This is a genomic window from Nocardia barduliensis (assembly GCF_013315795.1).
Taxonomy (GTDB): domain Bacteria; phylum Actinomycetota; class Actinomycetes; order Mycobacteriales; family Mycobacteriaceae; genus Nocardia; species Nocardia barduliensis.
On the sequence record NZ_JABLTE010000031.1, the window covers coordinates 1 to 19,043 of the forward strand.

Genomic DNA, 19,043 nt, shown 5'->3' on the forward strand with positions numbered 1-19,043 from the left:
CCCGTGACTATGGCAACTTTGCCCGAAATCTCCATCCCCGCACCCTAGCGGGAGGTCAGCGGCCCGCCGCCGGGAATCCCGCCCTGCCGACGGAACCGCTCGGCGGGCGAAACGCTGTCCCGGTGCGCCACCATAACCAGCGGGCGACCACGGGGCGCGGCGCGGCCGGGCAGCACAGGATCAAGGCATTCGGCTCGCATTCGCCAGCCGATCCAGCAGCGGAGCGGTGCGCGGCCCGACCAGCTCGCGCATCACCAGCGCCATATTGGTCCGCTCCACACCCGGGATCTTGAGGATCTGCCCGGCGATGCGATACAGGTCGTCGGCGTCCTGCGCGACCACGCGCACGGTGAGGTCGGTGAGTCCGGTCATGCCGCACACCTCGGTCACCTCGGGCACCTCGGCGAGCTCGTCCACCACCGAGTCCAGCCGGTGCTGGTCGACGACCACCGCGACGAACGCCGCGAGCGGATAGCCGAGCGCGCGCGGCTCCACGCGCCGCTCGAAGCTGCCGAGCACGCCGCCCGCCTCCCAGCGGGACAGCCGGGCCTGCACGGTGTTGCGGGACAGACCGAGCCGGGCAGCCAGCTCGACACCCGTCGCCCGGGGATTGGCGACCAGTTCCAGTAGCAGCCTGGCGTCGGTGGCATCCAGGTTCACGCCGGCGGTTTCTCTGGTCATACCACGCAGTATGACATCACGCGGCGGGTCGGAATTGAGCATTCTGCCCATCCGCCGGTCGACCACTTGCGCAGTTCGCATTCGAGGGGATGCTGTGAGTTAGGACACATTTCACTGTGCCGCCGCGACCTGGTGAGGAGGCGATCACCCATGTCGGCAAAGTCCGAGTACCCGGTGCAGCTGGTGCAGCCGGACGGTCGCCGCGTCCTCGATCCCGAGCACGCCGCGCTGGTCGCCGACGTCGGGCCGCAGCGGCTGCGGGCACTGTACGAGGACATGGTGGTCACGCGCCGGATCGACACCGAGGCCACCGCGTTGCAGCGGCAAGGCCAGCTCGGCCTGTGGGCGCCGCTGCTCGGGCAGGAGGCCGCGCAGGTCGGCTCCGCGCACGCGCTGCGTCCCGACGATTACGTGTTCTGCGGCTATCGCGAGACGGCTGTCGCCTACTGCCGTGGTGTCCCGCCCAGCGATCTCACCCGCCTGTGGCGCGGCGCCGCGCACCATTGCTGGGACCCGCACGCGGTGAACATGACCAATCCCAACATCGTGGTCGGTTCCCAGGGCCTGCACGCCACCGGCTACGCCTTCGCGGCGCACTTGGACGGCGCCGACATAGCCACCATCGTCTACTTCGGCGACGGCGCGAGCAGCCAGGGCGATCTGGCCGAGGCGCTCGGGTTCGCCGCCAGTTGGAGCGCGCCCGTGGTGTTCTTCTGCCAGAACAACCACTGGGCGATCAGCGAACCCGTGCGGGTGCAGAGCGCGACGCCGATCGCGCGCCGCGCGTACGGCTACGGCATGCCGGGCGGGCAGGTCGACGGCAACGACGTCCTCGCCGTGCTCGCCGTGACCAGGCAGGCGGTGGCGCGGGCGCGCTCCGGCGGCGGCCCGTCGTTCATCGAGGCGCTCACCTACCGGATGGGCCCGCACACCACGGCCGACGACCCCACCCGCTACCGTTCGGCCGCCGAGACCGAGCAGTGGGCGCGGCGCGATCCGATCGACCGGATCCGCAGGCTGCTCGAGCGCGAGGGCCACTGGGACGACGCCTTCGAAAGCCGCGTCGCCGAGCGGGCGCACGCGGTCGCGCGAGCGCTTCGCGACGCGACCGTCGACATGCCCGATCCCGCACCGGCCGAGCTGTTCGACCACGTCTACACCACCCCGCACCCGCTGATCACCGAACAGCGGAGGGCGTACGCGGAGTACCTGGCCGGCGATCCCGGCGGGTCCCCCGCACGAGGAGAAGGAGTCCCGCGATGATCACCACCTTCGCCGGCGCGCTCAACACCGGCTTGCGCCGCGCGCTGGAGGACGATCCGAAGGTCTTGCTGATGGGTGAGGACATCGGCCGCCTCGGCGGGGTGTTCCGGGTGACCGACACTTTGCAGAAGGACTTCGGCGACAACCGCGTGATCGATACGCCGTTGGCCGAATCCGGCATCGTGGGAACGGCTTTCGGCATGGCCCTGCGCGGTTACCGGCCGGTGTGCGAGATCCAGTTCGACGGCTTCGTCTACCCCGCCTTCGACCAGATCGTCTCGCACGTCGCGAAGATCAATTACCGCACCCAGGGAAAGGTCAATGCGCCCTTGACGATTCGCATCCCGTTCGGCGGCGGCATCGGTTCGGTGGAGCACCACTCCGAGTCGCCCGAAGCCTATTTCGCGCACACCGCGGGCCTGCGGGTCGTGACGCCGAGCAATCCGGCGGACGCGTACTCGATGATCCGCCGGGCGATCGCGCTGAACGACCCGGTGATCTTCTTCGAACCCAAGCGCAGGTACTGGGACAAGGCCGACGTCGACTTCGCCGCGCTCGACCGGGACGGCGGGCTGCCGCTGGACCGCGCGCGAGTATGCGTCACCGGGTCGGACGCGACCGTCGTCGCCTACGGCGGGACCGTGGCGACCGCGCTGACGGCCGCGCGGCTCGCCGCGCGGGAGGGGCACGCGCTCGAGGTGATCGATCTGCGCAGCCTTTCGCCGATCGACTTCGACACCATCGCGGAGTCGGTGACGAAGACCGGGCGGCTGATCGTCACGCACGAGGCGCCGGTGTTCGCCGGGCTCGGCGCCGAGATCGCCGCGCGGATCACCGAGCGCTGCTTCTATCACCTGGAGGCGCCCGTGCTGCGCGTCGGCGGATTCGACATCCCCTACCCCCCGGCTAAGCTCGAGAAGCACCATTTGCCCGATCCCGACCGCATTCTCGACGCGGTCGACCGTTCCCTCGCCGCGTGAGGCGGGTTCGCCGTAGTGAGAGGTGCTCGCGTGGAAGACCGTTCGGCGTCCGTGCTGGAGTTCCGGCTCCCCGACCTCGGGGAAGGTCTGACCGACGCCGAACTGGTGTCCTGGGCGGTGGCCGTCGGCGACACGGTGGAGCTGAACCAGACCATCGCCGACGTGGAGACCGCCAAGGCTGTGGTGTCGTTGCCGTCGCCGTTCGCGGGCCGCGTGGTCGAATTGCTCGCGCGGCCGGGTGACACGGTCGCGGTGGGGGCGCCGCTCATCCGCGTGCAGCCGGCCGCCGAAGACGACGTGCAGCCAGCCGCCGGAGCCGAAGACGACCAGCCGAGCCGCAATTCGGTGTTGGTGGGCTACGGCCCGGAGGAGGAAGCGGCGCCTCGGCGGCAACGCCCGACCGCGACGCGATCACCTAGCGACGCCCAGCCGGGCGGGGCGGAGATCGAGCCCCACGAGCCGCGACCACCGGCTCCGGCGCTCGGTGCGACGCGCCCGGCGGCGACGCCCGCCGCACGCAGACTCGCCCGCGAACTCGGCATCGACCTGTGGTTCGTCGCGGGCTCGGGGCCGGGTGGCGCGGTCACCGTCGACGACGTGCGTGGCGCGGTGCCGGTCTCGCCACCGCGTCCCGCCGTCCCGGCCGCCGCGCCCGCCGTCACCGACCCCGGCGTGGTCCGTCCCGCCGCGCGCGAGGAACGCACTCCGATCAGCGGCATCCGCAAGCGCACCGCGGCGGCCATGCTGCACAGCGCACGCACCATCCCGCAGGCGGCCACGTTCGTCACGGTGGACGCCACCGCCTCGATGGAGCTCCTCGATCACCTGCGCGGAACGAAACCCTTCGCGGGACTGACCTTGACGCCGCTGCCGCTGGTCGCGAAGGCGGCGCTGGCCGCACTCGCCGACTTCCCCGGCATGAACGTGTGCTGGGACGAAGCCGCGCAGGAGATCGTCACCAAGCACTACGTGAATCTCGGCATCGCGGTGGCCACCGACCGCGGTCTGCTGGTACCGAACATCAAAGAGGCGCAGACCCTGAGCCTGCGCGATCTCACCCGCGAGATCGGCTGGCTGGCCGAAACCGCCCGCGCGGGCAGCGCCACCCCCGCCGACCTGCGGGGCGGGACGTTCACCCTCACCAACGTCGGAGTGTTCGGCGTGGACGCCGGAGTGCCGCTGGTCAACCCGGGCGAGGCCGCGATCCTGTGCCTCGGCGCGATCGGCAAGCGGCCGTGGGTCGTCCGGGACGAGATCGCGGTGCGGTGGGTGACCACGCTCGGCGTCAGCTTCGACCATCGCATGATCGACGGCGAGCTCGCGGCCCGCTTCCTGGCCACCACCGCGGGCTTCCTGGAAGACCCGCTCACGCTGCTCAGCCGGGTATGAACTCCCGCCCCGCGGGTCAGTCCGTGACGAGCCCCGCCGCAGCGGCGCGGATGACCTCCGGGATCTGCACCGGCTTGCGGGTCTCGGCGTCCACGTAGACGTGCACGAAGACACCGGTGGCGGCCAGCTCGAGCGCGCCGTCGGCGTCGCGGAAGATGGCCAGGTCGTAGGTGATGCTGGAGCGGCCGAGCCGGGAGACGCGCAAGCCGACCTGCAATTGGTCCGGGAAGCTGAGCGAACCGAGATACTGGCAAGAGGTTTGCGCCACCACCCCGAGCGCGGGCAGGTCGCGGATGTCGGTCCCGGTGGCATGCATCAACCACGCGTTGACCGCGGTGTCGAAGTACGAGTAGTAGGTCACGTTGTTCACGTGCCCGTAGTGGTCGTTGTCGGCCCACCGGGTCGGCACCGGCCAGAGCACCGGATACTGCTGCGTCACCCGGCCGACGATAGCTCAGTGGCGGCGCTGCCCTGCCGGTGATCGCGCGGGGAGACGCCGAAGTGCCGTTTGAACGCCGTGCTGAGCGCGAAGGCGCTGCCGTAGCCGACCTGGCGGGCGACGGCCTCGATGGTGGCGTCGGACTCCTGGAGCAGGTCGGCGGCCAACGCCAGCCGCCATTCGGTGAGGAACGCCATCGGCGGCTCGCCGACCAGGTCGGTGAACCGGCGCGCCAGCGCTGCCCGCGACACCCCCACCGCCTCGGCCAGACCCGCGACCGTCCATCCGTGCGCCGGATTGTGCTGCAGCAGGCGCAGCGCCTTGCCCACCAGCGGGTCGCCGTACGCGTGATACCAGGCGGGCGCGTCCTCGCGGGCGAACCAGGCGCGCAGCGCCGCGATCAGCACCAGATCCAGCAGCCGGTCCAGCACCGCGCTCTGCGCGGGCTCGTCCTTGGTCACCTCGTCGACCAGGATGTCGAGCACCCGGCTGTCGAAGTCGCCGCGCTGCAAGACGAGCACCGGAGGAAGGGCGCGCAGCAGGCGCTGACTGGCCGCGCCCGCGGACTCGTAGGTCCCGGTGACCATCAGGGTGGCTCCATCCGGGTCGGTCCCCCACTGCCGGACCCCCAGACTCAATGTCTCACAGAGGATTTCGCCCTGCGGCGTCTTCGTGACCTGACCGGGGTGGATGATGATCTGCGGTTCGGTCGCCGGGTCGTCGGCGACCGTGTACGGCGCGGGACCGCGGAAGATCGCGACGTCGCCCGCGCCCAGCTGCCGCGGCGCGCCCTGGTCGGCGCGGATCCACGCGCCGCCGCGGATCATCGACAGCACGGTCAGCGGAGCCTCGTCCTGGATGCGCAGCGACCACGGCGGATCCAGCAGCGAACACATCAGGAACGCGCCGCGGGCGCGTGGACCTTCGAGCAGACTGGCGAGCGCATCCACCCTTCCAATGTAGACGATCACGCATGACCATGAGCCCCTGAACCATGTTCCGTCTCGGCCCGGCCGGATGTGCTCAATCCATGACACACACCAGCACCTCATCCTCGCGACCGGGGGCACCGGCAAGACCGGCCGCCACGTCGTACACCGGCTCCGGACGGCCGGGCACCCGGTCCGGGTGGGCTCCAGCACCGCGACCGTCCCGTTCGACTGGGCCGACCGCGCCACCTGGCCCGGCGCGCTGACCGGCGTGCGCACCGCTTACCTCGCGTTCCAGCCGGAACGACGGCGGTCACCGGCCTCTGGAATGTCCCGGCGCCGTGAGACGTTGAAATAGGGAACAGGCTCGCTCGCGGACGAGACGCGCAGAGTCGAGCGTCCCGCACGGTCGCACGACCAGGTCGACGGCGCCCTGGACCGATTCCGCGGGCGAGGCTGGCCGGTCCCGCTGGTTTGTCGGTACCGTCGACATGGTGATGCGCCCGACGGTCGATCGTCCGCTCCGGGTCGCGCGCGCGGCCGTGTTCGCGGTGTTCGCCACGAACGGCTTCCTGCTCGCCATGTGGGTGGTGCACATCCCCGTCATCACCGACCGCACGGGGGTCTCGAAATCGACACTGGGGATGTTCATCCTGCTGATGGCGGGTGCGGGCATCGTCGGGATGCGGCTGGCCGGTCCGCTCGCCGATCGGTTCGGCAGCAGGACGCTGGTCGGCGCCTCGGCGTGCCTCGGGTCGATCGCGGTGGTCGGCCCCGGTCTGGCCACCGGACCGTGGACCTTGGCGCTCGCCCTGGCTTGCTTCGGTTTCGGCAACGGAGCACTCGACGTTTCGATGAACACGCAGGCGGTGCTCGTGGAGCGGGCTTACCGGCGTCCGATCATGGCCGCGTTCCACGCGCTGTTCTCCGGCGGCGGCCTGCTCGGTGCACTGCTCGGAGCCGCCACGCTCCGGGCGGGCTGGGACGTGCGGGTGACCCTGGTCGCCGCCGCGGTCGGCTGTGTCGCGCTGACTCTCACGCTGGTGCCGCGATTGCTGCGCGAAGCGACACCTGAGGCGGCGACGGCGTCCCACGGAGTCGCCTACGAGCACGCGACCGAGGTGGATGTCACGCCGTTCGGCCATGACACGCCCCGGCACGAGACAGCCCGGCCCCGCACCGAGACCGCTCTTCCCTGGCGCGAAATCACGCCGCTGGAGTACGACTCGGCGGCCACCGCGCAACCGCCCGACCGGAACCGGGCGACGCGCGGGTTCGCCACGATTCGCCTCGGCGTCCGCGATCATCACCGAAAAGTGTTCGCACTGGCCGCGATCGCCTTCGCGCTGCTGCTGGCCGAGGGCGTGGCGGCGGACTGGAGCACCTTGCAGCTGCGCGAACACCTGGGCGCCGATGCCGCGACCGCGGCGCTGGCCTTCGGCGCCTTCTCCACCACGATGACGATCGGGCGTTTCGCCACCGACCGGGTCGGACACGCGTTCGGCGGTGTCGCGGTGGTGCGCTACGGCTCGCTGATCGCCGCGCTCGGCCTTGCGGTGATCGTCGCCTCGCCGTGGATCCCGCTGACCCTGCTCGGCTGGGCCATGACCGGGCTCGGACTCGCCGGCGGCATTCCGCAGATCTTCAGCGCGGCGGGCAATCTGGGTTCCGCGACGGCCGCGACCGACATGTCCCGGGTGTTCAGCATCGGCTACCTCGGCCTGCTCGCGGGCCCCACGGTGATCGGCTGGCTCACCGCCGTGGTCTCACTGACCACGGCCATGGTCGTGCCGATGATCGCCGCGCTGCTGTGTTGCCGGTACGCGAGCGTCGTGGCCGCGCCGCGTGCGCAGGCGCGCTGACCGGTCGACCGCGCACCGATACCCCGCCTCACTCCGGGCTGGTGACCGGTTACTTGGGCGACACCAGGCACAGTGTGATCGGGTCGGGCTTGGGGTAGACGATCGTGTCGTTCTCGGTCGCCTTCGCACCACACGCGGATTTGTCCGCGGTGCCGCGCACGATCCGGCCGATCTTGAAGTCCGCCGAGGACCCACAGGCCACCTTGGTGCTGGCGCCGAGGAAGCCGCCGTCGATGCAGTCGCCCTCCTTGACGTTCAACCGCAGGCACAGCGTGTAGTCGTTGCTGCCGGTCTGGTAGTAGCTGGCGTAATCCTTGGTGGGACAGTCCGAGTTGGCGCCGTCCAGCCGTTGCGCCACCACGTAGTTGGCCTCCGGGTCGGAGCATTCCTTGGTGGCGAATTCCGCCTTGACGGTGGTGCCCGACAACTTCGCGCACTGACCGATCTCGATCTTCTCGCCGTCCGAGCGGAACACGGTACGGGCGCCGACCACCAGCAGGCCGATCACCACGACGACACCGAGCACGGCCAGGATCTTGCCGATTCCGCTACCGCCGCTCCGATTGTGCTGGGGCGGCGGGAAACCGCCGCCCGGGTAGCCCGGCTGCTGCGGGAAGCCGCCCTGCGGCGGGTAGCCCGGCTGCGGCTGGCCGGGGTACCCGGGCTGGGGGTATCCCTGCGACTGCCCCGGATAGCCCGGCTGACCGGGGAAGCCCTGCGGCGCACCGGCAGGCGGCTGCTGCGGATAGCCCGGCTGGCCGGAGAAACCCTGCGGCGCACCGGCGGGCGGCTGCTGCGGATAGCCCGGCTGGCCGCCGGGCTGACCTGGATACGGATTGTTCGGTGGTGTGGTCATGGATCCCCTCCCCGGGTCTCGCGTGGTTCCGTGCGCACAGGGCGACGGGCGAACCCATGGAATCTAGCCGATCGCCGTGGGCGCCGCCGTGCGAGATACGGCTGGTTCCCGCTCGGCTCCCGTCGCATCGATCAACCCGCGCAACGGCTTCGGAGCGAGCGCTTCCGCCTGCCCGTCCCGCCGCGGACCGATCTCGCGCTTTCGACGGCGCGGCGCAGACCGCGCCGTTTCCGGCCTACAGATACAGTCCCGGATTCACCGCTTCCGGTGCGGCGGCATCGATGCGCGCCTCGCCGTCGCGCGCCGCGACGAGCTCGGCCAACGTGGCTCCATCCGGGAACGCGGTGGTCGCGCCCTGCTCCCGCGCCGACCAGGCCGCCGCCTCCTCGGGAGACAGCCGCCCGATCTCGATCCGCGCCAGGCACCGGCCCGGCCGGGTGACGGCCGGATGCAGCCGGGACAGGTCCTCGTTGGTGGTGATGGCGACGAGCACGTCCCGGCCCTGGCCGAGCATGCCGTCGGTCAGGTTCAGCAACCGCGACAGTCCCTGCCCAGCCGTCTCTTTCGCTTCTCCGCGAATGAGCTCGTCGCAGTCTTCCAGGACCAGCATCCGCCAGCGGGGCGCGTCCTCGTCGGCGTTCTCGACACCCGCGGCCACTTCCATCAGATAGCCGGGCTTGTCGAACATCACCTCGGGATCGAGCACGCAGTCGAACTGGCACCAGGCGCCCCAGGCCCGCGCCAGCGCGCGCAGCGCGGTGGTCTTCCCGGTGCCGGGAGGACCGTGCAGCAGCACCAGCCGCCCTCGGACGTCGTCGGCGGTGAGCGACATCAGGCGATCCATCGCGGCGGCGACCCCGCCCGCGTAGTTGCCCCGGATCGCGGGCCACTCCGGCGCCGAGATCGAGCGCGCGCGCCGCTGCGGGCCGTGGTTGTGCATGTGCCAGAAGCCCATCTCCACGGTCTCGCCCACCTCCGGCGGCGCTGCCGCGTCGCGGATCGCCTCGGCGAGCAGTTCGTCCGCGAGCTTGTCGGTGACGGCGGTGACCTCGACCATCGCCGAACCGCCCGACCAGCGCACCGACCGCAGCGACCAGCCGGGACCGACCACCAGCGTCACCCCGCTGTCGTTGTCGCGCACCGTGCGCACCACGCGGCCGCGTTCGGGGCGCAGCGGCGCGTCCGGGCGCACCCGCTCCAGATGGGCGGTGCGCGCGCACGGGTGATCGCCGCGCAGGAACGGGCCGAGCGCGAGGGCATCGATCGCGTCGCGGATCGAGTAGGAGGAATCGACAGTGACGGTCCACGGCAGCCGCTCGGCGGGATCGGCCGAGGGCTCGCCGGAACCGATCAACCGAAGAGGCTCATGACGTGCGGACACTCCGAGAATGATCCGGGGACGCGGGCCGCCGTGTCCATCGAATTACGAGAGCGCCCCGCCACCCATGGTCTCGGTGGCGGGGCGCTTCGCGCGAAACCTCTCGGCTACAGGGCCTTCAGTTCCTCGGTGACCGCTCCCACGGATTTCTTGGCGTCGCCGAACAGCATGGAGGTGTGGTCGGCGTAGAACAGCGGGTTGTCGATGCCTGCGAAGCCGGAGTTCATCGAGCGCTTGAGCACGATGACGCTCTTGGCCTGGTCGACGTTCAGCACGGGCATGCCGTAGATCGGGCTGGATGAGTCCTCACGGGCGGCGGGGTTGGTGACGTCGTTGGCGCCGATCACCAGGGCGACGTCGGTGCGGTTGAATTCGCCGTTGATGTCGTCCATTTCCTTGAGCGCGTCGTAGGACACCTCGGCCTCGGCCAGAAGGACGTTCATGTGGCCGGGCATACGACCGGCGACCGGGTGGATGGCGTATTTGACCTCCACGCCCTTGGCCTCCAGCAGCGAGGCCATCTCCTTGACCGCGTGCTGCGCTTGGGCGACGGCCATGCCGTAGCCCGGCACCACGATCACCTGGTTGGCATACGCCATCTGGATCGCGGCGTCCGCGGCGGAAGTGGCCTTGGCCTGCTTCGCCTCGCCTCCGGAAGCGCCCGGCGCGGTGCCGCCGCCACCGAAACCACCCGCGACGATGGCCGGGATGGACCGGTTCATCGCCTTGGCCATCAGGTTGGTCAGGATGGTGCCGGACGCGCCGACGATCATGCCCGCCACGATCATCGCGGTGTTGTTCAACGCCAGACCCGCGGCCGCGGCCGACAAGCCGGTCAGCGCGTTGAGCAGCGAGATGACCACGGGCATGTCCGCGCCGCCGATCGGCAGGACGACCATCAACCCGAGCACACCGGCCGCCAGCAGCAACAGCACCATCCACCACCACGGCGCGCCACCGTCAGCGGCGCCGATGCCGATCACCACCGCGGCGGCGACCGCGACGACCAGCAGCAGCAGATTCAACGGTTGCTGCAATTTCCCGACCCCGATCGGGCGGCCGGGCAGGATCTCCTGCAACTTGCCGAACGCGATCAGCGAGCCCCAGAAGGAGATCGACCCGATGATCGCGGCGAACAACGACCCCACGATGATGTGCACGGTCGGTTCCTCACCGTGCTTGAACGCCGAGAAACCGGTGGTGTCGAGGAACTCCGCCCACGCGATCAACGCGACCGTGCCACCACCGACACCGTTGAACGCGGCCACCAACTGCGGCATCGCGGTCATCTTCGTGTACCGCGCCGGCGGCACGCCGAGCACGACACCGAGCACGAGCCCGGCCACGATCAGAATCCAGTTGCCGGTGTCGCGCACCGCGATCAACGTCGCGACCACCGCCAGGCCCATACCGATCGCGGCGATCCAGTTGCCGCGCACCGCGGTCTTGGGCCCGGTCAGGCCCATCAGACCGTAGATGAACATCGCGAACGCGATGATGTAGAGGATATTGACGAGGTTGTCCATGGGTCTACTTCCCCGCCTTCTCGGCCGCGACCGGCTTCTTGCCCTTGAACATGCCCAGCATGCGGTCGGTGACCACGAAACCGCCGACCACGTTCAAGGTTCCGAACACCAGCGCCACGAACAGGATGATCTGGATCCCGATCGACGGGTCTTCCATTTTGCCGAGGGTGACCAGCGCACCCAGCACGACGATGCCGTGAATGGCGTTGGTGCCCGACATCAACGGCGTGTGCAGCGTGTTGGGGACCTTGGAGATCACCGCGAAACCCACGAACCCGGACAGCACCAGGATCGCGATATTCGCCAGAAGTTCGGTATACATCAGCTCTCCACCTTCGCCTCGGTCGCGTCCTTGACCTCAGCGGACTCAGCCGCCTCAGCCGACTCGGTCTCCGCAGCCGACTCGGTTCCCGCAGCGGATTCGGTCGCCTCGGCCGATGCGGTCGACTCGGCTGCCTCGGCGGCATCGCGGGTGACGCAGGAATCCGCGAGCACCTGGTCGCTGAAATCGGGCGCGAGCTTGCCGTCGACCAGCATCAGTTCCAGCAGCGCCGCGATGTTCTTGGCGTACAGTTCCGAGGCGTGCTCGGGCATGGTGGCGGGCAGGTTCAACGGCGAGGCGATGGTCACCTCGTGCTTCACCACGACCTGGCCGGGCTCGGTCAGCTCGCAGTTGCCGCCGGTCTCACCGGCCAGATCCACGATCACGCTGCCGGGCTTCATACCCTCCACCGCCGCAGCCGTCACCAAACGCGGCGCGGGACGCCCCGGCACCAACGCGGTCGTGATCACCACGTCGAAACCCTTGATCGCGTCCTCCAAAGCCTGCTGCTGGGTGGCCTTTTCCTCGTCGGTGAGCTCGCGAGCGTAGCCGCCCTCACCAGCGGCATCGATCCCCAAGTCCAGCCATTGCGCACCGACCGACCGCACCTGGTCGGCCACTTCGGGCCGCACGTCGTAACCGGTGGTCCGGCCACCGAGACGCTTGGCGGTCGCCAAAGCCTGCAACCCGGCGACACCCACACCCAGCACCAGCACGGTCGCGGGCTTCACCGTGCCAGCGGCGGTGGTGAGCATCGGGAAGAAGCGGGTGGATTCGGAGGCGGCCAGCAACACGGCCTTGTACCCCGCCACGTTCGCCTGCGAGGACAACGCGTCCATCACCTGCGCGCGCGAGATCCGCGGGATCGCCTCCACCGCGAACGCTTGCACCCCCGCCGACTTCAACGCACCGATCTGATTCTCGGCGTTGCGCGGCGCCAGGAAACCGATCAGCGTCTGCCCCGACGACAGTTTCGCGACCTCGGCGTCACTGGGCGGGGCCACCTTCACGACCACATCCGCCGACCACGGATCACCGATCGACGCGCCCGCCTCCACATAGGCTTCATCCGGAATCAGCGCGCCCTGCCCGGCGCCGGCCTCGACGACGACCTCCACGCCCTGCTTCAACAGGCTGGGAATGATCTTCGGCACCAATGCGACACGTCGCTCGCCCGCGTTCGATTCGCGAACGACACCGACACGCGCGCCGCGTGGCGATGGATCGCCTACGCTCTGCGTTGTCTCCACTTGTCAGACTTCCTTCTCTTACCGAGCTTCAGGCAACGGGTAGACGATCGGGCGATGTTACTGTTGAGTAAGTTCGCCCAAATCCTCGCAACTGTACCTGGCCCGCGGTGAGCCTAGCTGAGATGCCAGTCACACACGCCGGACGATTCGCGCCGATCCGCCGGATGGCTTCCGGTCATCTCGGAACGAGCTCGTCCGCCGCCGAACCGCGGTTTGCCCGGTCTGCCCGTTTTTCTTGTCGATCTGTGATCGTCGTCTCCGCATGTGAACACGGCAAGACCGTACGGAGAAGTTCGTTACCAACCTCGAGGTTCGGCACCTGGTCGTGGGATCGGCCGGCCGCGCCTGCGTGACGGGCGTCATGCGGATCGGCGCTCCGGGGTGTTCCCCTCGGCTCGTACGCCGTATGGTCCAGCGTGTGAACGACTGCGTCTTCTGCCGCATTGTGGCGGGCGAGGCACCGGCGGCGAAGGTCTACGAGGACGACGCGCTCTGCGCGTTCCTCGACATCCGGCCGATTGCCCGCGGGCACACCCTGGTCATACCGAAACGGCACGCCGCCGAACTGGAGGATCTCGACGCCGACCTCGGCGCGCAGATCTTCCGCGCTGGACATCGGCTCGCCCTGGCCATCCGGCGCAGCAGCCTGGCCGCCGACGGCGCCAACCTGGTGCTCAACGACGGCACCGCGGCCTTCCAGACCGTCGCGCACGTCCACCTGCACGTGATCCCGCGCAGGCACGGCGACATGCTGCGGTTCGCCAAGGGGTTCCTGTTGCGACGTCCGCACGACCCGGTCGGCACCGCCGCGGCCATCCGGGACGGCCTCGCGGCATTGGACAACGAGGGCGCAGGCCCGGAAAAGGAAAGCGACGGATGACCGAGACATTGGACCGGACCGCGCTGATCGGCCTGCTGTCGCGCCAATGGGAGGCGATCGACGCACTGGTCGCTCCCCTGGACGAGGACCGCTGGCGCACTCCGTCGTCGCTGCCGGGCTGGACCGTGTTCGACCTGGTCGCCCACATGATCGGCACCGAGTCCTGGCTGCTGGGCGAGCGCCCGCCCGCGCACGACCCCACCAGGGCCAAGACCGACGTGCGCACGCTGCCCTACGTGCGCAACGAGACCGCGGTGCTCAACGAGATCTGGGTGGACCGGCTGCGTCCGCTGCCCGGCGCCCGGCTGCTCGAGCTCTTTCGCGACGTCGTGGAACGCAGGCGTGCGGCGCTCACGGCGATGGGCGAGGCCGAGTGGGAGAAGGAGACCGTCTCGCCGATCGGCCAGGTGACCTACGGCAGGTTCATGCGGGTGCGGTTGTTCGACTGCTGGATGCACGAACTCGACATCGCCGACGCGCTCGGCGTCACGGTCGAGGAGGGCGGGCCGCGCGGCAAGCTGGCGTTCGAGGAGTTCGCGGGCAGCATCCCGCGCGTGGTGGTCAAGAAGGGCGACGCGCCGGACGGTGCGCGGATCACCTTCGCGCTGAGCGGTCCGCTGGCCAGGACCTTGCACATCCAGGTGGCGGGCCGGGCGCGCTACGTGGACGCGTTCGACGAGCCGTCCACTGTCGAGATCGGCATGGACTCGCGGCTTTTCGTGCGGCTCGGTGGCGGCCGGACGACCGCCGAGGAGCACTTGGACGAGATCACCATCCACGGCGACGGCGAACTCGGGCAGCGCTTGGTGCGCCACCTGGCGTTCACCATCTGACCCGCCATGCGGCTGTTCCTGTCCAGCTACCGCTTCGGGGCGCACTACGACCGGCTCGTCGCACTCGCGGGGCCGCCCGGCCGGGTCGCGCTGATACCGAATGCCTGCGACGCCTGGCCGCAGGCGTGGGCGGGCGCGGTGACCAGCGATATGGCGCCGCTGCGCAAGCTCGGCTACCGGCCGGAGGTGCTCGACCTGCGCGAGTACGTCGGGCGCGAAACCGAGCTGGAACGAAAGCTGGCCGAGTTCCCGTTGCTGTGGGTGCGCGGCGGCAACACATTCGTGCTGCGCGCCCAGTTCGCCCGCAGCGGCGCGGACCGGGTCCTTTCCCGGTTGCTCGCCGCCGACGCGCTGGTCTACGCCGGATACAGCGCCGGGGCCTGCGTTCTGACCCCCGACCTGCACGGCCTGGAGTCGGCCGACGACCCGGCCGAGGTCGAACCGGCCTGTGGCATCGAACCGCGATGGGATGGACTGGGATTGGTCGACCGCCGCATCGTGCCGCACGTCGATTCGGCCACCGACCCCGATGGTCACTGCACCCGGCTCGCGGCCCGTTACCGCGCCGAAGGCGTCGCGCACTGGGCGCTGACCGATGACGACGCGATCGTCGTCGACGGCACGCGCACCGAGGCGCTGATCAATACTGTGACGTGAGCGTCGGCAGCTGCTCGAAGTCGCACCGGCTGCTCCCTCCGGATCTCCGCGCCGCCTCGGTCACTACGGGAGACCAGCGCGCGTGCTTTGTCCGCCTGTGACCCGGGCGAGCGGCGCTCACGCCCCAGCGACGCGGTTCCCGTCGCGTACCAGTCGCGGTTTCGGCTCGACCGAGCGCCGGAAGACCACCCAGCGCATCGCGCTGTACATATAGACGGCCTCGCACGCGCCCGCCAGCAGCCGGGAAACGTGGTATTGCAGGCCGAGCGCGGCCAGTCCGCCGCCGACGCCGAGGATGAACGCGAAGTAGTTGACCGCGACCACCACGACGTAGATCGCCGCCTGCCTGCCGACCGGCGCGTGCGAATGGAAGTTGAACGTGCGGTTGAGCACGAAACTGAGCCCGAACGCGCACACGTACGCCACGGTCACCGCCAACCAGATCGGCAGATCGAACAGGCCGTGCAAGACGGTGAGCAGCGCCAGGTCGACGGCGAAGGTGCCGCTGTTGATCAGCGCGAAGCCCAGGAAGGTGGCGGGCACAAGACGATTCAGCCCGAACGGCAAGCGGCCGACGACGGCCTCGCACCAACGGGTGAACCGATCGGCAATCGTGTCGGCGGTCTCGGACAGCTCGTGCACGCGATCAGCGTGCCAGCGGCAGGTGTCCGCCAGATGAGCGGGCGGCGACCACCCGGTGGCTCAGCTGCTCCGGGCCGCCTGCGGTGTGGTCCGGACCGGACCAGGCCGCGAGGCGGCGCCACGTCGTCCGCGTCCGGCAGCGCCTCGGCAACTTCCGGTTCCTTGTCACACACGCGCACGGGGCGGCCGATCGGCAAATCTCGGGCGCCGGACGCTAGCGTGAAGGTTGTGGACCTGCATGACCTGATCGCGGCTCTCCCCGACGGCACCGTGCTCACCGACCCCGATCTGCTCGCGGGCTACCGGCAGGACTGGGCGCGCGACCCCGACGCGGGCACCGCCCTGGCCGTGGTGCGCGCCGCCCGCACCGACGACGTGGCCGCGACGCTGCGGTGGGCCACCGCGCACCGCGTCCCGGTGATCCCGCGCGGAGCCGGTTCCGGACTGTCCGGCGGCGCGACCGCCGTCGACGGAGCGATCGTGCTGAGCACCGAGCGGATGCGTGAGATCTCCGTAGACCCGGTGACCCGGACCGCGGTGGTGCAGCCCGGCCTGCTGAATGCCGAGGTCAAGCGCGCGGTCGCGGAGCACGGCCTGTGGTACCCGCCCGACCCGTCGTCGTTCGAGATCTGCTCGATCGGCGGCAACGCCGCGACCAACGCGGGCGGGCTCTGCTGCGTCAAGTACGGCGTGACCACCGATTACGTGCTCGGAATGCAAGTGGTACTCGCCGACGGCACCGTCGTGCGGCTCGGCGGTCCGCGCTTGAAGGACTCGGCCGGGTTGTCGCTGACCAAACTGTTCGTCGGCAGCGAGGGCACGCTGGGCGTGATCACGGAGCTCACCTTGCGCCTGCTGCCCGCGCAACCGCCGCAGAGCACGGTCGTCGCGAGCTTCGCCACGCTCACCGCCGCCACCGAGGCGATCCTGACGATCACCGGTGAGCTGCGGCCCTCGATGCTCGAGTTCATGGACTCGGTGGCGATCAACGCCGTGGAGGACGAGTTGCGCATGGGTCTGGACCGCAAGGCGGCCGCGCTGCTGGTCGCGCGTTCCGACGCGCCCGGCGAATTCGCCAGGCGCGAGGCCGAGATCATGGCGACGGCCTGCGAGAAAGCGGGTGCGACAGAGGTTTTCCACACCGACGACCCGGACGAGGGCGAGGCTTTCGCGGCCGCACGGCGTTTCGCGATTCCCGCCGTGGAGAAACTCGGGCCGCTGCTGCTCGAGGACGTCGGCGTGCCGCTGCCCCGGCTCGGCGACCTGGTGTCCGGCATCGCCGAGATCGCCGAGCGCAACGCGGTGACGGTCTCGGTGATCGCGCACGCGGGCGACGGCAACACCCACCCGCTGATCGTGCACGACCCGTCGAATGCTGATCTCACCGCGCGGGCGCACCGCGCCTTCGGCGAGATCATGGATCTGGCCATCGCCCTCGGCGGCACCATCACCGGCGAGCACGGCGTCGGACGACTGAAGAAGGCGTGGCTGCCCGATCAGCTCGGCCCCGACGTGATGGCCCTGACCCGGCGCGTCAAGGACGCGCTCGACCCGGACGGCATCCTCAACCCCGGCGCGATCCTGTGAAGGAACATTCCGTACCGACAAGGAGTTCTACCCGACCATGACGACCAGGCTCGAGCACAACGTCGCCGACACCCGTTTCGAGATCTACATCGACGACACCCTCGCCGGGTACGCCGACTACGCCGAACGCGAAGACCTCAAGGTCCGCGACTTCCACCACACCATGACCTTCCCCGAATTCCGTGGCCGGGGAGTAGCCGCCCAAGTCGTCGAATACGCCCTCGACGACTCCCGCAAGTCCGGCTTCTCCGTCATCCCCACCTGCTGGTACGTGGAGAAGTACATCGCCGAACACCGGGAATACGCAGACCTGGTCTCCTGAGCGACGCGTCCGCGAGTAGGCCCGTCACCGAGAGGTCTACTCGCGGTTGCCACAACCATGTGCCACTCGCGGACGCCCCGTGTAGTCGAGGTGTCGGATGGGTTCAGGGACGATCGTCGGCAATGCCAGTGATGAAGGCGTCCCACTCACCGGAGGCGAACACCAGCGCCGCGCCGGTCGGGTTCTTGGAATCCCGAACCCCGACCTGACCTCCCTCGAGGAAGGCGACCTCGACACACGCTTTGTCAGCCCCACTGTGGCTGCTCTTGAACCATCTCGCCTCGCAGCGCTCGATGTTCACGGTGCGTACTCCCTTGCTATCTGCCGGATCAGCTTCTTACTCTGGTCCGGGTCCAGCGCCGCGCGCTCGAACTTCTGGTAGGCATCGACGTACCGGCGCACAGCGCCGAGCTTCTCGAGGTACAAATCGCCCGTGAAGCTTTCGACGTAGACAACTGTAGGCTCCTTCGGCTGTCGCTTGCCGTCGCCCCCGGACTTCAAAATCACGAACGGCCCGACGGCCACACCCATGGGGAATCCAACTGAGAACGGGAGCACTCGGATCGTGACGTTGGGCAAACCCATGAGGTCCACTAGATGTCGGAGCTGCGCGGACATGACGCGGTCGTCTCCGACGAGCCCGCGCAGCACCGACTCTCGAAGGATGGCGTCCACGGTTACCGGTTTCGTCTTGCGAGTGATCAGCGCTTGACGCTTGCGTCGGAGGTGTACCCGGCGCTCGTGCTCCAGCGGAGTCTCGTCGGGGTAGCCAGCGCGAATCAGCCCACTCGCGTATGCGGGGGTCTGAAAGATCCCAGGAACAAGTTCCGGCTCGTACCACGTCAACGCCCGCGCAGTGGCTTCCAGATCCACGAACACATCGAAGTTCTCGGGGATCAGATCGCCGAACTCATGCCACCACGACTTCACACTGGCCTGCTTCGCGAGGCCGACGAGTGCGGTCGTGTACTCCTCGGTGAAGTCGTAGATCTTGCACAGCGCCTCGATATCGACGGTGCGGATACGCTCGGTCTTGCCGACCTCCATGCGCTGAACGGTGCTGACGCTCCACTGCATCCGTTCCCCCACATCGGCCAACGTCAATCCCGCCGCTTCGCGTCCGTTCCGCAGGTGCCTGCCGAGCTGACGACGAGGGAGGGTCGAGCCACCACTTTCGGCCATGCCGGCTTCCTGTCCACTCGGGCGGCCCTGGCTTCTCATCTCCGGGCCAATTCTCATTGCAGGAT

At 69.3% G+C, this 19,043-nt stretch carries 21 protein-coding genes; 10 read left to right on the plus strand and 11 right to left on the minus strand.

Features of this window, described 5'->3' with window-relative positions:
- Positions 1-180: 180 nt before the first annotated feature.
- Positions 181-681 (minus strand): Lrp/AsnC family transcriptional regulator, encoded by a 501-nt coding sequence (locus HOV91_RS15325; protein WP_174186059.1) that lies wholly within the window; start codon positions 679-681, stop codon positions 181-183.
- A gap of 150 nt (positions 682-831) precedes the next feature.
- Between HOV91_RS15325 and pdhA the strand changes: the two genes are divergently transcribed.
- Genes pdhA through HOV91_RS15340 form a run of 3 tightly spaced genes read left to right on the plus strand, consistent with a single transcriptional unit; the run spans position 832 to position 4,313 of the window.
- Positions 832-1,944: a pyruvate dehydrogenase (acetyl-transferring) E1 component subunit alpha gene (gene pdhA / locus HOV91_RS15330; protein ID WP_174186060.1), complete on the plus strand. Its 1,113-nt coding sequence runs from the start codon at positions 832-834 to the stop codon at positions 1,942-1,944.
- Entirely contained in the window at positions 1,941-2,924 is a 984-nt protein-coding gene (locus tag HOV91_RS15335) for an alpha-ketoacid dehydrogenase subunit beta (protein ID WP_174186061.1), read from the plus strand. Before pdhA ends, HOV91_RS15335 begins: the two co-directional genes overlap by 4 nt.
- A gap of 30 nt (positions 2,925-2,954) precedes the next feature.
- Positions 2,955-4,313, plus strand: a complete 1,359-nt coding sequence (locus HOV91_RS15340) for a dihydrolipoamide acetyltransferase family protein (protein WP_174186062.1) — start codon at positions 2,955-2,957, stop codon at positions 4,311-4,313.
- A 16-nt stretch (positions 4,314-4,329) separates the two neighbouring features.
- Here HOV91_RS15340 and HOV91_RS15345 read toward each other — a convergent pair whose 3' ends face one another.
- Entirely contained in the window at positions 4,330-4,752 is a 423-nt protein-coding gene (locus HOV91_RS15345; RefSeq protein ID WP_312884623.1) for an acyl-CoA thioesterase, read from the minus strand.
- Entirely contained in the window at positions 4,749-5,702 is a 954-nt protein-coding gene (locus HOV91_RS15350) for an AraC family transcriptional regulator (protein WP_174186063.1), read from the minus strand. Before HOV91_RS15350 ends, HOV91_RS15345 begins: the two co-directional genes overlap by 4 nt.
- A 67-nt stretch (positions 5,703-5,769) precedes the next feature.
- On the opposite strand from HOV91_RS15350, the gene HOV91_RS15355 reads away from it, so the two are divergent.
- Both HOV91_RS15355 and HOV91_RS15360 read left to right on the plus strand, forming a co-directional pair.
- Positions 5,770-6,039: an SDR family oxidoreductase gene (locus tag HOV91_RS15355; protein WP_174186064.1), complete on the plus strand. Its 270-nt coding sequence runs from the start codon at positions 5,770-5,772 to the stop codon at positions 6,037-6,039.
- 133 nt (positions 6,040-6,172) lie between these two features.
- On the plus strand, positions 6,173-7,543 hold the full coding sequence (locus HOV91_RS15360; RefSeq protein ID WP_174186065.1) for an MFS transporter: 1,371 nt from the start codon (positions 6,173-6,175) through the stop codon (positions 7,541-7,543).
- A 49-nt stretch (positions 7,544-7,592) separates the two neighbouring features.
- Here the strand turns inward: HOV91_RS15360 and HOV91_RS15365 are convergent, their stop codons facing one another.
- The 5 genes from HOV91_RS15365 to HOV91_RS15385 form a co-directional block, all read right to left on the minus strand.
- A complete protein-coding gene (locus HOV91_RS15365; RefSeq protein WP_174186066.1) occupies positions 7,593-8,399 on the minus strand; it encodes an LppU/SCO3897 family protein in 807 nt (268 codons plus the stop codon).
- A gap of 235 nt (positions 8,400-8,634) precedes the next feature.
- Positions 8,635-9,753, minus strand: coding sequence for a DUF5925 domain-containing protein (locus HOV91_RS15370; RefSeq protein ID WP_174186067.1), 1,119 nt, complete (start codon positions 9,751-9,753; stop codon positions 8,635-8,637).
- Between the two features lie 131 nt (positions 9,754-9,884).
- Entirely contained in the window at positions 9,885-11,303 is a 1,419-nt protein-coding gene (locus HOV91_RS15375; RefSeq protein ID WP_174186068.1) for an NAD(P)(+) transhydrogenase (Re/Si-specific) subunit beta, read from the minus strand.
- 4 nt (positions 11,304-11,307) lie between these two features.
- Positions 11,308-11,625 (minus strand): NAD(P) transhydrogenase subunit alpha part 2, encoded by a 318-nt coding sequence (locus HOV91_RS15380; RefSeq protein WP_043720669.1) that lies wholly within the window; start codon positions 11,623-11,625, stop codon positions 11,308-11,310.
- On the minus strand, positions 11,625-12,875 hold the full coding sequence (locus HOV91_RS15385; RefSeq protein WP_174186069.1) for a Re/Si-specific NAD(P)(+) transhydrogenase subunit alpha: 1,251 nt from the start codon (positions 12,873-12,875) through the stop codon (positions 11,625-11,627). Before HOV91_RS15385 ends, HOV91_RS15380 begins: the two co-directional genes overlap by 1 nt.
- A 418-nt stretch (positions 12,876-13,293) precedes the next feature.
- Here HOV91_RS15385 and HOV91_RS15390 point away from each other — a divergent pair, with 418 nt between their 5' ends.
- From HOV91_RS15390 to HOV91_RS15400, 3 genes are read left to right on the plus strand one after another with little or no spacing between them, the layout of a single operon-like run.
- Positions 13,294-13,755 carry an HIT family protein gene (locus HOV91_RS15390; RefSeq protein ID WP_174186070.1) on the plus strand — a complete coding sequence of 154 codons (462 nt, stop codon included), beginning with the start codon at positions 13,294-13,296 and terminating at the stop codon, positions 13,753-13,755.
- Entirely contained in the window at positions 13,752-14,588 is an 837-nt protein-coding gene (locus HOV91_RS15395; RefSeq protein ID WP_174186071.1) for a maleylpyruvate isomerase family mycothiol-dependent enzyme, read from the plus strand. Before HOV91_RS15390 ends, HOV91_RS15395 begins: the two co-directional genes overlap by 4 nt.
- Positions 14,589-14,594: 6 nt before the next feature.
- Entirely contained in the window at positions 14,595-15,245 is a 651-nt protein-coding gene (locus tag HOV91_RS15400; protein ID WP_174186072.1) for a Type 1 glutamine amidotransferase-like domain-containing protein, read from the plus strand.
- A 117-nt stretch (positions 15,246-15,362) separates the two neighbouring features.
- Here the strand turns inward: HOV91_RS15400 and HOV91_RS15405 are convergent, their stop codons facing one another.
- Positions 15,363-15,887 carry a GtrA family protein gene (locus HOV91_RS15405; RefSeq protein ID WP_174186073.1) on the minus strand — a complete coding sequence of 175 codons (525 nt, stop codon included), beginning with the start codon at positions 15,885-15,887 and terminating at the stop codon, positions 15,363-15,365.
- A 228-nt stretch (positions 15,888-16,115) separates the two neighbouring features.
- Here HOV91_RS15405 and HOV91_RS15410 point away from each other — a divergent pair, with 228 nt between their 5' ends.
- The gene (locus HOV91_RS15410; RefSeq protein ID WP_174186074.1) at positions 16,116-17,474 is read left to right on the plus strand and encodes an FAD-binding oxidoreductase; all 1,359 of its coding nucleotides are present in this window, start codon (positions 16,116-16,118) and stop codon (positions 17,472-17,474) included.
- Positions 17,475-17,511: 37 nt separating this feature from the next.
- Positions 17,512-17,796, plus strand: coding sequence for a GNAT family N-acetyltransferase (locus HOV91_RS15415; protein ID WP_174186075.1), 285 nt, complete (start codon positions 17,512-17,514; stop codon positions 17,794-17,796).
- 103 nt (positions 17,797-17,899) lie between these two features.
- Here the strand turns inward: HOV91_RS15415 and HOV91_RS15420 are convergent, their stop codons facing one another.
- Both HOV91_RS15420 and HOV91_RS15425 read right to left on the minus strand, forming a co-directional pair.
- Positions 17,900-18,097, minus strand: coding sequence for a DUF397 domain-containing protein (locus HOV91_RS15420; protein WP_174186076.1), 198 nt, complete (start codon positions 18,095-18,097; stop codon positions 17,900-17,902).
- Positions 18,094-19,035, minus strand: coding sequence for a helix-turn-helix domain-containing protein (locus HOV91_RS15425; RefSeq protein WP_312884630.1), 942 nt, complete (start codon positions 19,033-19,035; stop codon positions 18,094-18,096). Before HOV91_RS15425 ends, HOV91_RS15420 begins: the two co-directional genes overlap by 4 nt.
- Positions 19,036-19,043 lie beyond the last annotated feature (8 nt).

Coding starts and splice junctions, on each gene's coding strand:
- pdhA (WP_174186060.1), top strand. CDS start 832: ATGTCGGCAAAGTCCGAGTACCCGGTGCAGCTGGTGCAGCCGGACGGT.
- HOV91_RS15415 (WP_174186075.1), top strand. CDS start 17,512: ATGACGACCAGGCTCGAGCACAACGTCGCCGACACCCGTTTCGAGATC.
- HOV91_RS15425 (WP_312884630.1), bottom strand. CDS start 19,035: ATGAGAATTGGCCCGGAGATGAGAAGCCAGGGCCGCCCGAGTGGACAG.
- HOV91_RS15380 (WP_043720669.1), bottom strand. CDS start 11,625: ATGTATACCGAACTTCTGGCGAATATCGCGATCCTGGTGCTGTCCGGG.
- HOV91_RS15375 (WP_174186068.1), bottom strand. CDS start 11,303: ATGGACAACCTCGTCAATATCCTCTACATCATCGCGTTCGCGATGTTC.
- HOV91_RS15325 (WP_174186059.1), bottom strand. CDS start 681: ATGACCAGAGAAACCGCCGGCGTGAACCTGGATGCCACCGACGCCAGG.
- HOV91_RS15335 (WP_174186061.1), top strand. CDS start 1,941: ATGATCACCACCTTCGCCGGCGCGCTCAACACCGGCTTGCGCCGCGCG.
- HOV91_RS15360 (WP_174186065.1), top strand. CDS start 6,173: ATGGTGATGCGCCCGACGGTCGATCGTCCGCTCCGGGTCGCGCGCGCG.
- HOV91_RS15365 (WP_174186066.1), bottom strand. CDS start 8,399: ATGACCACACCACCGAACAATCCGTATCCAGGTCAGCCCGGCGGCCAG.
- HOV91_RS15395 (WP_174186071.1), top strand. CDS start 13,752: ATGACCGAGACATTGGACCGGACCGCGCTGATCGGCCTGCTGTCGCGC.
- HOV91_RS15400 (WP_174186072.1), top strand. CDS start 14,595: ATGCGGCTGTTCCTGTCCAGCTACCGCTTCGGGGCGCACTACGACCGG.
- HOV91_RS15355 (WP_174186064.1), top strand. CDS start 5,770: ATGTGCTCAATCCATGACACACACCAGCACCTCATCCTCGCGACCGGG.